The sequence below is a fragment of the Aeromonas veronii genome (assembly GCA_041319085.1).
In the GTDB taxonomy this organism is placed as follows: domain Bacteria; phylum Pseudomonadota; class Gammaproteobacteria; order Enterobacterales; family Aeromonadaceae; genus Aeromonas; species Aeromonas veronii_F.
This window is the reverse complement of record CP101033.1, coordinates 2,433,201-2,445,890: the sequence shown is the minus strand read 5'-3', so window position 1 is coordinate 2,445,890 and position 12,690 is coordinate 2,433,201. Positions and strand designations below refer to the sequence as shown.

The following is a 12,690-nucleotide window of genomic DNA, read 5'->3' as shown; positions in this document are numbered from 1 at the left end:
ATTTTTTAAGACTCAAATAATTCCAAATGTGCGGGTATATAACCGGTGCTGCTTCAGGTAATAGGTGAACTTTTCCATCAGTAAGCGAGCATAGTCCTCTTTCATCTTGGGCAGTAATTGGTAATAAATGACCCCCTGCCGGAAGAACGAGTAGGTCCGCGTTTTGCTCGTATTGACCTTGATGGTCCGCTCCAGACCTGCACTGTCACCCGCCTTGCCCAGCAGGGTTAACAGCACTATCGCCAGCGCACTGAACAGAAACAGCCGGTCGCGGCGGGCCGGATTTTTGATGTGTACCTCTCCCATCCCCATGCCGAATTTGTAGTCCTTGATGTCACGAAAACTGGTCTCGATACCCCAGCGTTGGCCGTAGAGTTGCAATGCCTTGGCGGCGCTCAAATCGACCCGATTGCTGGCTAGAAACCAGGGCTCTTTCATGCCGCTCTTGTGACAGCAATAGACCCGCTCGACCCGTTGCCGCTGGCCGGTGAGCTCCACCTCTTTGAGTGTGCGAGTCCGTCCGGTTGGCGTCAGCCAGTCACTGGCTGGCACCTGTTCCATATCGGGATAGCCAACCAGAATATTTCCTTTAAAACGAATGACATACGCAAAGTCCAGCTCTTGCTCAAGGCATTCAAACAGCTCCCTATAGCCAAAGCCCCGGTCGGCGACCACGGTGACAAATACCCCTTCCGGCAAGGTCTGTTTGAGCTTGGTCAGCAGCGCTTTCTCATGGGCATTGCGCTGGCCTTTGAGCAGGGATTTCTGGTGGGTCTTCCACAAGAGCGGCGTGTTGCGGCCATGGCTGGTTTGCAGGCTGATAACCAGGGTACTGTGGTCATCCGCATCAAATTCGGTCCAGTCCATTGAAACGACGATTTCGGTGCGCTCGGCCACCACATAGGGCACCCAGTCATCAAACAGGTTCCAGACATTGAGCTTGGTGTTGGTGAGCAGGCGGTCGACCTGTTTGACGGCATGCTTTCGCTCCAGCCCGTTGGCCAGCGAGAGGCCATTGCCGATGGCATGAATGGCTAATGCTCCTGACTCGATAACGCCAAGAGTGGCATTGGCGAGCGACAAGGCACGCTTGGCATGCATGTCGTGGCCGAATATGTCATCGATGTGGTTAAGGATCATCTCGTGATTGAACATGGCGGGCTGTCGCTCGGTATTTGTCGGTCAATACCGGCGATCATACCCCGAAAGCCGCGTCACGCCTCGCTCATATGAGGGGATGGCTAAGGCTTGTCTCGGGTATGCAGGGATTTTTTGATCTCTTACGGCGACCACAGGGGGGGGTGGTGGCTTTCCGGTAATACCAGATGCGTGGTTTACTTCTGCTGGGCAAACGGTCAGTCACCCCGACCGTTCGCAAAGTGGTGAAGCTGGATCAGCCGAAGCCAGGAGAAAACTACACTGTGTGACGAATGGGGGCCTTCGGGCCCCTCTGCCGCTGCCGCATTTGATTGCTCTCTTTTATCCGGCAGCAGAGACGGAAGGTCCGGTTGTTAATACGTTAAAACGTAAATATTTTATATTGAAACCGTCTTGATATGACTTTTATATAGAGCATGCAGGTTTCTATAACTCACGCTGCTCCAATATAAAATCAACAAAACTACGGACCTTTGGGGATGCGTAACGACTTTTTGGAAAGATTGCATGGATCGGGGCGCTAATATGTGTCCATTGTGGTAAAACCGATATTAATTTCCCCTTCGCCACTATAGTTTCCGCAAATAATAAAGGTAACCTAGCAATACCAAGGCCATTTATTGCAGCATCGCATAAACCATACGAGTCATTGAGTTTAAGGCGACTTGCCCCTTTAACTCGAAATTCATTATCCTCATTATAAAGTAGCCAATCATCCCCAACGGTGCTGCCGCTCATGTGCAAACGCGAATGTTGAGAAAGCACATCGGGTGTTTGAGGAAAACCATAACGCTCTAAGTAAGCAGGACTCGCAAAGAGACCATATTTAATCTCGCCAAGTGACCTAGCAACAAGGTTAGAGTCTTGTAAATTACCGATGCGAATAGCAAGATCAAAACCCTCATGTACAAGATCAACATTACGCCCTGTATAATCAGCTTCGATACTTACTTTATGATATTTAGCGAGATACTGATTTATCCAATTATTGACATATAGGCGGCCAAAACTGGGACTAGCAGTTAAACGCAAAAGACCACTAGGTTCACTAGAAAAACTCTGAGTAAGTTGTTCAGTATCTTCTGCCATCTGCAATATATTTACTGCACGCTCATATACAGCAGTCCCGATCTCAGTGACTGATAGAGTGCGAGTATTACGTTGCAAGAGCTGAATACCTAGTTTCCTCTCAAGGCTAGAGATAAGCCGACTGACATAGGCTTTATCAGTGTTCAAACGTTGCGCAGCCAAGGTAAAACTACCAGTTTGAACCACGGAAACCAATGCTTTCAGTTCTCTAAGCTCCATTTATATACCTGCTCAGTAACATCTACCAATGAACACTGTTGTGCAATTCTACAACAGTCAATCTTACTTTTCACTATTTATCATGAATGCTATCTTCTTTATGGTAAGTTCACCCAGACGAATTTTTTAGTACAGTCCAGCTACAGGAGACTATATGAAAATAGCATTTATTGGTTTTGGAAATGTAGGTGCACCTTTGGCAGACCATTTACAACGTGTTGGGCATGAAGTACTTTTGGCTACCAACAATCCTAGCTCAGAGAGTGTTAAAAAAGCATTGGCTTTAAATGCAGCATTCAAAGTGATGGAACCCAAGAATGCCGTGAATACTGCAGATATAGTTTTCCTAGCAACTCCTTATGAAGCTAATGCAGCTGCTTTAGACGTTGTTGCGGAGGAGATTAAGGGAAAAGTTATTGTAGATTGTACCAACCCAGTTGGGCCAAATTTAAGCCATGGTTTAAATAATGTTCGCTCTGGTGCTGAAGAAGTACAGAGCCTAGCACCATATTCATTTGTTGTTAAAGCTTTCACTATTTATGGTTACGAGAATTTTCAAAATAATTCTTACCCCACCTACAATGTTAAACCAGTCATGATGTTCTGTGGTGATGATGCCCCATCCAAACAAAAAGTATCTAGCTTAATCAGTCAATTGGAATGGGAACCTCTGGATGTTGGTGGATTACCTCAAGCCCTACATCTTGAACACATGACTTTGCTTTGGGTTCGTATGGTTCGAGTGAATGGTGCTTCACCAAACATGGTCTGGGCTGCACTAAAACGCTGATATCGATCAGCTCTGTATAGCCAAACCAAATGAGGGGCCGCCTGCTTGGCCCCTCTTACTTTGATTTAAAGTGATGCTAAATAAATATTGTTTGGTGAAGCATCCAAATGAAACATGTCAGAGCTGACGTGCTCCTTCAGCCTTGACAGACAGGGGCAACGAGACCGAACAAAGGTCGTTTGCCAATCCATGGCAGAGCGGGCCACTCCCCGGCTTGATCCCCATCACCATGTCGTTAGCCTGCGATCAGTTGAGAGCGTGGCTGGCCGCTGACTCATACTGCCGCGAGCCAGCTATGCTTGGAACAAGCCGTGCATGGTGCCGGTACCGGCGCGCAAGACGCCAGTTTGATGAACTACCGTAGGGGAGCAGATATGGAATCGCTAAAAGCCAAGGATTATATGCAGAGCAGACCCATCACCTTCACAGCCGACATGATGGTGCAATCTGCGGTCGAGAAATTTCTGAACAGCCATCAGCTGGGGGGCCCGGTGGTGGATGAGAAGGGCCATCTGATCGGCTGGATCTCCGAGCAGGATTGCATTGCCGTGCTGCTCAAGGAGGCCTATCACTGCGAGCAGGTGGCGCAGGTCAAGGATGTGATGCGCAAGGAGGTGCTGTCGGTGGGGCCTGATACCAGCATTTTGAGCCTGGCCGAGATGATGATGGGGCAAAAGCCGAAGATTTATCCGGTAGTGGAGGAGGGACGCCTGCTCGGTGTCATCAATCGCCACAATGTCATGCAGGCCATTCACGCCCAGCTCACCACCTGTTTTGTCCATCACAGCCACGGTTAACCCTGTTTTTCCTCTCTCACAAGGCAAGCTGCGGCTTGCCTTGGCCATTTCTGGCGCTGCCCACTTTTCATGTTATGCCATCTTACTAAGAACGGTTTTCCAGGTATGAGGATCGGCCCATCTCACCGCCTTCCTATCTATTGCTCGACGTTAAGGCTTGCACCGTCCCCGCTCGCTCTTTAGGATCGCTCGCAGCTAATCGATATGGCCCCATGCCGGGCTCTCTATTAAGGAATTCGTACCTTGTCTCTCTCTATCGAGGCGCTGCGCCGCCGTCTCTCTGCCTGCATGAATCTCGACGCCCGCCGCCTTTCCAGCCGTCTGCACGGGGTCAAGAAACTGCCTGAAGGCAAACAGGCCGCCGTGCTTGAGACCATTTCCGCCGATCTGGATGCCGCGCAAGCGCGTTACCAGTCCCGTCTGGCCGGTGTGCCCAAGGTTACCTATCCGGACAACCTGCCAGTCAGTCAGAAGCAGGCGGAGATCGCCAAGGCGATCAGTGAGCATCAGGTGGTGATCATCGCCGGTGAAACCGGTTCGGGCAAAACCACCCAGATCCCCAAGATCTGTCTGGCGCTGGGGCGCGGGGTGAAGGGCTTTATCGGCCACACCCAGCCGCGCCGTCTGGCGGCTCGTACCGTCGCGGCTCGTATTGCCGAAGAGATGGAGTCCGAGCTTGGCCACTACGTGGGTTATAAGGTGCGCTTTACCGATCAGGTGAGCGAGCAGACCCACATCAAGCTGATGACCGACGGTATCCTGCTGGCCGAGATCCAGAACGACCGGATGCTCACCCAGTACGACACCATCATCATCGATGAGGCCCACGAGCGCAGCCTCAACATCGACTTCATTCTGGGCTATCTCAAGCAACTGCTGCCCAAGCGCCCCGATCTCAAGGTGATCATCACCTCGGCCACTATCGACCCGCAGCGTTTCTCCCGCCATTTCAACAAGGCGCCGGTGATCGAGGTCTCCGGCCGCACTTATCCGGTGGAGGTGCGCTACCGTCCACTCACCAGTGACAAGAGCGAAGGTCTTGAAGAGCGCGACGAACTGCAGGGGATCTTCGATGCGGTGGAGGAGCTGGCTCGCGAAGGGCTGGGGGATATCCTCATCTTCATGAACGGCGAGCGGGAGATCCGCGATACCGCCGACGCCCTGCGCAAACTCAACCTGCGCGATACCGAGGTGTTGCCGCTCTATGCCCGCCTCTCCAACGCCGAGCAGAACAAGGTGTTCCAGCAACACGCCGGACGGCGCATCGTGCTGGCCACCAACGTGGCGGAGACCTCGCTGACGGTGCCGGGCATCCGTTACGTGATCGATCCGGGTACGGCCCGCATCAGCCGCTACTCCTGGCGCACCAAGGTGCAGCGCCTGCCTATCGAGCCTGTCTCCCAGGCCAGCGCCAACCAGCGTAAAGGGCGCTGCGGCCGGGTGGCAGATGGCATCTGTATCCGTCTCTACTCCGAGGAGGATTTCAACGGCCGTCCTGCCTTCACCGACCCCGAGATCCTGCGCACCAACCTGGCCTCGGTCATCTTGCAGATGCTGGCGCTCGGCCTTGGCAATATGGAGGCCTTCCCCTTCGTCGAGCCGCCGGAGTCACGCCATATCAAGGATGGCCTGACCTTGCTCAAAGAATTGGAAGCGGTCAAAGAGCTGCCCGGCACCCGGGATCAAGAGCCCAAACTGCAGTTGACCGAAACCGGTCGCCAGCTCTCGCGCATTCCTCTTGATCCACGGCTTGCCAAGATGGTGATCAGCGCAGCGCAAACTGGCTGCCTGAACGAGGTGATGGTGATCACCGCGGCCCTCAGTATTCAGGATCCCCGCGAGCGGCCCATGGAGAAGAAGCAGGCTGCCGACGAGCAGCACCGACGCTTTGAGGACAAGGATTCCGATTTCCTCGCCTTCGTTAATCTCTGGAACTACCTGAAAGATCAGCAGGATCTCCTTGGCAGCAACCCGTTCCGCCGCATGTGTCAGAAGGAGTTTCTCTCCTACCTGCGGGTGCGCGAGTGGCAGGACATCCATTTCCAGCTGCGCCAGACGGTCAAAGAACTGGGTTTTAAAGCCAACCATGAACCGGCGGATTTCAAGACGGTGCACTGCGCGTTGCTGACCGGTCTTTTGAGCCACATCGGCAACAAGGATCTGGAAAAGCCCGAGTTCCTTGGCGCCCGCAACGGCCGCTTCCACCTGTTCCCGGCATCGGGTCTGTTCAAGAAGCCGCCCAAGTGGGTGATGGCCGCAGAATTGGTAGAGACCTCGCGCCTCTACGCTCGCATCAACGCCAAGATTGAGCCCGAGTGGGTGGAGCCGCTGGCGGGCCACCTCATCAAGCTGCACCACAGCGACCCCCACTGGTCGAAGAAAAATGGCGCCGTGATGGCCAAGGAGAAGGTAACGCTTTATGGCCTGACGCTGGTCAATGAGCGCACCATCAACTTCAGCCGTATCGATCCGGCGCTGTGCCGCGAGCTGTTTATACGCCGCGCGTTGGTGGAGGGGGATTTCGAGACCCGTCACCGCTTCTTCAGCGACAATCGCAAGCTCTTGGCCGAGGTGGAGGCGCTGGAACACAAATCCCGTCGTCGCGACATTCTGGTGGATGACGAGGATCTGTTCCGCTTCTATGATGCCCGTTTGCCGGAGGAGGTGATCTCCGCCCGTCACTTCGACAAGTGGTGGAAAGAGGCGCAAAAGCGGGATCCCGAGCTGCTCAACTTCGAGAAAGAGATGCTGATGAAGGGGGATGCGGCCCACATCAGCGATCTCGACTACCCCAACTTCTGGCAGCAGGGACGCCTCAAGCTCAAGTTGACCTATCAGTTCGAGCCGGGAGAGGCGGCGGACGGCGTGACCTTGCATATTCCGCTGCCGCTCCTGAATCAGGTGGAGGTGAAGGGGTTCGAGTGGCTGATCCCCGGGCTGCGTCATGAACTGTTGGTGGCCCTCATCAAGTCGATGCCCAAGCCGATGCGCAAGAACTTCGTGCCGGCGCCGAACTACGCCGATGCGCTGCTCGCCACCCTCAACCCCGAGCAGGGGCCGCTGCTGGACGAGATGGAGCGTCAGCTGCGCCGTATGACCGGTGTCACCGTGCCCCGCGAATCCTGGGACTGGGCTGCGGTACCCGATCACCTGAAACTCACTTTCCGGGTGGTCGATGACAAGCACAAGAAGGTAGCGGAAGGCAAAGATCTGGAGGCATTGAAAGAGTCGCTGCGTGGCAAGGTACAGGAGACCCTGTCGCAAGTGGCAGACGATGACATCGAGCAGTCCGGTCTCACCCTGTGGAGCTTTGGCGAGTTACCGCAGGAGTACAGCCAGAAGCGCGGCGGCTTCGAGGTGAAAGCCTATCCGGCGTTGGTGGATCAGAAGGATTCGGTCGCCATCCAGCTGGTGGAGAGCCCGGTGGTACAGCAGCAGCTGATGTGGGCCGGTCAGCGCCGGCTGGTACTGCTCAACGTGCCGTCCCCCATCAAATACCTGCAGGAGAAGTTGCCCAACAAGGCCAAGCTGGGGCTCTATTTCAACCCGTTTGGCAAGGTGGCCGAGCTTATCGATGACTGCATCGCCTGCGGCTGCGACAAGCTCATTGAGCAGCACGGCGGCATGGCTTGGGACGAGGTCGGTTTCGAGGCGCTCAAGGAGTTTGTCCGTGCCGAGCTCAACGATGCGGTGGTAGAAGTGGCCAAGCAGGTGGAAGCCGTGTTGACCCTCTCCCATGAGATCAAGAAGCGGCTCAAGGGCAAGATGCAGCTCGATACCGCCTTTGCCATGTCGGATATCCAGTTACAGCTCGGCAATTTGATCCACAAGGGCTTCGTCACCGAGACCGGCTGGCAGCGGCTGCCTGACTTGCTGCGCTATCTGCGCGCCATTGAACGACGTCTGGAGAAGCTGGCTATCGATCCCAACCGGGATCGGGTCTACATGCTCAAGGTGCAGAGCGTGGAGTCGGAGTACAAGGCACTGCTCGCCAAGATCCCCAAATCCCAGCTGATCCCGGCCGAGGTGGCCAATATTCGCTGGATGATTGAGGAGCTGCGGGTATCGTTCTTTGCCCAGAATCTGGGGACGCCGTATCCGGTCTCCGATAAACGGGTGCTGAACGCCATCGCTCAGTGCTAAGCTGCTATCTGTCTGTTTTAACAGCGTGATAGCGCGTGATGAGCGGGGGCTGCCAGTCAGCTGGCCCCCTTCAAACCGCAAGTCAGGGAGGTAATGATGCTGGGGATCTGGTTGAGTGTGGCGCAGGTGATGATCAGCGGTTATCAACCCATCGCGGAACAAACCTGGGTGCAGTTGAACCCGGAATATTACCCGCTGGCGCGCACGCCGCCTGCGATGTTTGTGGCCTGGCGTGGCAATCAGTTTCCGCCGCTGGCCCAGCAGCAGAAGCATGGTCGCTGGCAGATCCTCTTTCCAGCCCGGCTGGTGCCCCCTTCGATCTGTTCGAGGGGAGGCGCAGCTCCAAAACCTATCTGGCAAGGCTGCGGCGCATCGACGAGATGGCTTACGGGGTTGTCCCCGGGCAGTCTGTTGCGGCTGGTGCAATCGTTCAGCAGGGGAGTGGTTCCTCTGGTTATCACGCGCAACCCATCGCACCCTTTATCGCCGAGTTCCGCGCGCCCCAAGACGCGCTTGGTGGTGTTGATAGTCTCACTTACACCGACGAGAGTGAACCTCTGCTGGCTCAGCTTGGGGTGACGTATCGCACTGCGGGGATGGCTGGCGCAGATGCGTTGATTGGAGGCGGAATGGCTCTCGCCAGCCGCACGGCTAGCTTATCCACAGGCAGTGACGCCATGCTCACCCTTTCGGATCCGGCGGCCGGCGGCTCACAAACGGTGTGTCATCAGGTCGCCGCAGGGGAGACGCTGTGGCGCATTGCCAATCAGCTATCCAGTGCCCAGGGGGTCGATACCTACAGCTATTTGCTGGCGCTGGTGGCGGAGAATCAGCAGCGGCTTGGCAAGAGCATTCGGGTCAGAACGGGGGATGGTCTTTACTGCCCGCGCGCCGAGACCCTGGCGCAGTTTGATGCCTTGAGCCCAGCCCAGCGCCAGCAGCAATTTGCCCGGTTGGAGCAGGGGCGCTAAATGCAGCGTCGTTACCTTGTATGCAAATTTGGCCCGTGGTAGTATTCGCGCTCGTTTTGCGAGGTGCTGACCGGTCGCAGTTAGCGCCATAAATCCATCCAAAAGAGATACATACTATGTCTTTCGTATTCCAAGCTGAAGTCCGTTCTGACCTGGGGAAAGGTGCGAGCCGCCGCCTGCGTCAAGCTGACCAAGTTCCTGCCATCGTTTACGGTGCAGGCAAAGAAGCTCTGTCCATCACTGTTGACCACAAGAAAATGGTTCTGGCTCAAGAGAAGCCGGAATTCTATGAGTCTGTACTGACTCTGGTTATCAACGGTGAAGAAGTTAACGTAAAAGTGAAAGCTATCCAGCGTCACCCGGTACGTTACAAGCTGATCCACCTGGACTTCGTTCGCGTTTAATAGCGAACCGTCAGGTTGAAGAAAAGCCACTTTCAGGAGTGGCTTTTTGCTATCTGGCATCTTGTGAGCGGGTAGAGAGGGCGACCTGAACAGCCACCGCAAGCCGGTTATCCCAGCTGGCTCAGCGCCTGTTGGCAGCGCTGCTCGGCGGCATCCAGCTCCAGCAGCACCATCCTGATATCTTCCATCTGCTGTTGCAGTGTCTCCCGTTTCTCCTCGACCAGACCCAGCATGGTCTGCAGCTGGGTGCGGCTGCTCTTGTCGGCATCATAGAGATCAAATAGCTCGCGGATCTCGGCGAGGCTGAAGCCGAGCCGCTTGCCGCGCAGGGTGAGCTTGAGGCGAACCCGATCCTGCTTGCTATAAATGCGGGTCTGTCCCTCTCTGGCAGGATTGAGCAACCCCTGATCCTCGTAGAAACGGATACTGCGCGTCGTAATATCAAATTCCCGGGCCAGCTCACTGATGCTGAAGCGCCGTCCTTCATCCTTGTTAGTCATACAGACTTCTTGGCGAACTAAATCCTGCCTGCACCTTACCTAAACGTAAACTGCACTGCAACTCTTGTTCCATCGCGTCAGAACCCCTATGTTATGGCCATGTAACAAACAGAGGCAGGCAAATGGATATTGCAATTGTGGCGGCGAAACGGACTCCGATGGGGGCATTTCAGGGGGCATTGGCTGAGGTGACGGCGCCTGAGTTGGGAGCCTGTGCCATCGAGGCGGCACTGCAACAAAGCGGGCTGCGTCCGGAGCAGGTCGATGAAGTGTTTATGGGCAATGTGCTGGCGGCGGGCGTGGGGCAAGCGCCCGCCCGGCAGGCGTTGTTGAAAGCGGGGCTGCCAGATAGTGTGCCCGCAACCACGATCAACAAGGTGTGTGGCTCCGGTATGAAGGCGGTGATGCTGGCGGCGGATACCATTCGCCTGGGCGATAACCGGGTGGTGGTGGCGGGGGGGATGGAGAGCATGAGTCGTGCCCCCTATCTGCTGGATAACGCCCGCAGCGGCTTTCGGATGGGGCATCAAAAGGTGCTGGATCACCTCTTCCTCGACGGTTTGCAAGATGCCTATGATGGCCAGCTGATGGGGATACATGCCCAGCGCAGCGCCGATCAGGCCAGTTTGACCCGCAGTGCCATGGATGAGTTTGCCCTTGCGTCATTGCAGCGGGCCCGGGATGCGCAGCAAGCCGGTGCGTTTGCATCCGAGTTGGCAAGTGTCTATCGCGGTGATCGCTTGTTGCTGGCCGAAGACGAACAGCCTAGTAAAGGCAGACCGGAGAAGATCCCGACCCTGAAACCTGCGTTTGGCAAGGAGGGCACCATAACGGCGGCCAATTCGAGCTCCATCTCGGACGGTGCGGCAGCGCTGATATTGATGGATGGCGCCACGGCGCAAGCCTGGCAAGTGCCTGTGCTGGCACGGATTGTCGGTTATCAGAGCCATGCGGCATTGCCCGCCGAATTTACCTCTGCGCCCATTGGAGCCATCTCACGGCTGCTGGATCGTCTGGCATGGTCGGTGGAAGAGGTGGATCTGTTCGAGATCAACGAGGCCTTTGCCATGGTTACCATGCTGGCCATGAGCGGGGTCGGCATTCCTCATCACAAGGTCAATGTGCATGGCGGGGCCTGTGCCCTCGGTCATCCGCTGGGAGCGAGTGGCGCACGCATTCTGGTTACCCTGATCGCCGCGCTGCGGCAACGGAGTTTGCGGCGGGGAGTGGCCGTGCTCTGTATCGGGGGCGGGGAGGCGACCGCCATCGCGGTCGAGGTGAATGACGAGACGAATTAATTGGTGGCCTCCATCGCCAGCAGCTGTTCGTTGACCCAGGTGGTGGCGGCCAGATAAAGGTGACTCACCTTATCCTCGTTGAGCCCTAACTTTGCGGTTCTGGCTGTGACTCTTGACCAGTTGGCATTTTCGTAATCTTCACAAAACGCGAGGTAGAAACCGAGATTGCCTTTGCGTTCCAGCAGCGCCAGCCGAATATCTTCAATAAGGGGGATAGTACCCAGCAGCTTGTCCATCGGCTGCTCCATCAGTACATCCAGCAGGGAGAAGAGGCCGGTGATAAAGGCCTGTTGTGCCTGTTGGGTCGGGGCATGGGCATGGGCCAGCAGCTCGCAGAATCGGGCGCGGATCATCGACATTTGATAGAGCTCGGCGCTCTTGCCCTTGCCTGCACTGGTCGCCGCCACCAGCGAGACAAAACGCTTTAGCTGGGTGTTGCCCAGATAGATGGCAGCTTGGCGAAATGACGAAATAGGGTTGGTATGGCCTTTGAGATGGTTAACGTAGCGCAGCAGCTTGAGGGAGAGGGAGATATCCTGACCGAGTAGCTGCTCAATCTTGTTGATATCAGGCTCTGTCTCGTTAACCACGTTGAGCAACTGCATCACCACGACCTGCGCCGGTGCCATGGTAGCTTGCTTGACCATCTCGGGTCGACTGAAGAAAAAGCCCTGGAATAGCTGGATCCCCAGCTGTTTGACCCGCTCGAACTCTGCCTTGTCCTCCACTTTTTCCGCCAGATAGGTGAGCCCCAACGCTTGATGCCGCTGAATAAACACCTTGATCTGCAGCAGGGAGGTGGCGCGAAGATCAAACTTGATAATGTGGATAAAAGGGAAGAAACGCTCCCAATCCGGTGACATGGTGAAGTCATCGAGCGCCAGCTGATAACCGAGCTTGTGCAGCTGTTTCACCTTTTCCAGCAAGGCATCATCAGGTGGGGAATCTTCCAGGATCTCAATCACCACTTTTTCGGGCGGCAGGCACTCTGCCAATCCCTCCAGCAGCAGTGAGTGGGGAAAATTGATAAAGCAGGGGCGGCCCCCCAACAGCTGATCGATATTCTGTTGCAGGAACTGTTCGACCACCAGGCGTGACGTCGCCTGCTGGGAGGAGATACTCGGGAAGACATTATTCAGACTATCGCGAAAGAGCAGCTCATAGGCGTGGGTATTGAGGTCTCTGTCGAGGATCGGCTGTCTTGCTACGTAGGAATACATGCCTTGCTCCAGTATGGGTACTGGGGTGATTTTATGGTGTTGCAGAACACTATGCCAGTGTTCACCTTATTGAGTAAGGCAATAATTGGCATAGCGTTTTT

9 protein-coding genes and 1 pseudogene are annotated in these 12,690 nt (G+C 55.4%); 6 read left to right on the top strand and 4 right to left on the bottom strand.

Annotation, left to right across the window (positions count from 1 at the left end; translation table 11 throughout):
* Positions 1-12: 12 nt before the first annotated feature.
* Together NMD14_11635 and NMD14_11630 are read right to left on the bottom strand one after the other, a co-directional pair.
* On the bottom strand, positions 13-1,155 hold the full coding sequence (locus tag NMD14_11635; GenBank protein XEI31443.1) for an IS4 family transposase: 1,143 nt from the start codon (positions 1,153-1,155) through the stop codon (positions 13-15).
* 429 nt (positions 1,156-1,584) lie between these two features.
* Positions 1,585-2,466, bottom strand: coding sequence for a LysR family transcriptional regulator (locus NMD14_11630; protein ID XEI31442.1), 882 nt, complete (start codon positions 2,464-2,466; stop codon positions 1,585-1,587).
* A gap of 154 nt (positions 2,467-2,620) precedes the next feature.
* Between NMD14_11630 and NMD14_11625 the strand changes: the two genes are divergently transcribed.
* From NMD14_11625 to rplY, 5 genes and pseudogenes are all read left to right on the top strand, one after another.
* The gene (locus NMD14_11625; GenBank protein XEI31441.1) at positions 2,621-3,256 is read left to right on the top strand and encodes an NADPH-dependent F420 reductase; all 636 of its coding nucleotides are present in this window, start codon (positions 2,621-2,623) and stop codon (positions 3,254-3,256) included.
* Positions 3,257-3,630: 374 nt separating this feature from the next.
* Positions 3,631-4,053, top strand: coding sequence for a CBS domain-containing protein (locus tag NMD14_11620; GenBank protein ID XEI31440.1), 423 nt, complete (start codon positions 3,631-3,633; stop codon positions 4,051-4,053).
* Between the two features lie 243 nt (positions 4,054-4,296).
* Positions 4,297-8,196: an ATP-dependent RNA helicase HrpA gene (gene hrpA, locus NMD14_11615; protein XEI31439.1), complete on the top strand. Its 3,900-nt coding sequence runs from the start codon at positions 4,297-4,299 to the stop codon at positions 8,194-8,196.
* 96 nt (positions 8,197-8,292) lie between these two features.
* Positions 8,293-9,167, top strand: a pseudogene (locus tag NMD14_11610) (hypothetical protein).
* 116 nt (positions 9,168-9,283) lie between these two features.
* Entirely contained in the window at positions 9,284-9,571 is a 288-nt protein-coding gene (rplY, locus tag NMD14_11605) for a 50S ribosomal protein L25 (GenBank protein ID XEI31438.1), read from the top strand.
* Positions 9,572-9,678: 107 nt separating this feature from the next.
* Here rplY and NMD14_11600 read toward each other — a convergent pair whose 3' ends face one another.
* Positions 9,679-10,071 carry a MerR family DNA-binding transcriptional regulator gene (locus NMD14_11600; GenBank protein ID XEI31437.1) on the bottom strand — a complete coding sequence of 131 codons (393 nt, stop codon included), beginning with the start codon at positions 10,069-10,071 and terminating at the stop codon, positions 9,679-9,681.
* A gap of 122 nt (positions 10,072-10,193) precedes the next feature.
* Here NMD14_11600 and NMD14_11595 point away from each other — a divergent pair, with 122 nt between their 5' ends.
* Positions 10,194-11,369 (top strand): thiolase family protein, encoded by a 1,176-nt coding sequence (locus NMD14_11595; protein XEI31436.1) that lies wholly within the window; start codon positions 10,194-10,196, stop codon positions 11,367-11,369.
* On the opposite strand, the gene NMD14_11590 is transcribed toward NMD14_11595, so the two are convergent.
* The gene (locus NMD14_11590; GenBank protein ID XEI31435.1) at positions 11,366-12,589 is read right to left on the bottom strand and encodes an EAL domain-containing protein; all 1,224 of its coding nucleotides are present in this window, start codon (positions 12,587-12,589) and stop codon (positions 11,366-11,368) included. The two genes, NMD14_11595 and NMD14_11590, sit on opposite strands and share 4 nt — an antisense overlap.
* Between the last annotated feature and the right edge of the window lie 101 nt (positions 12,590-12,690).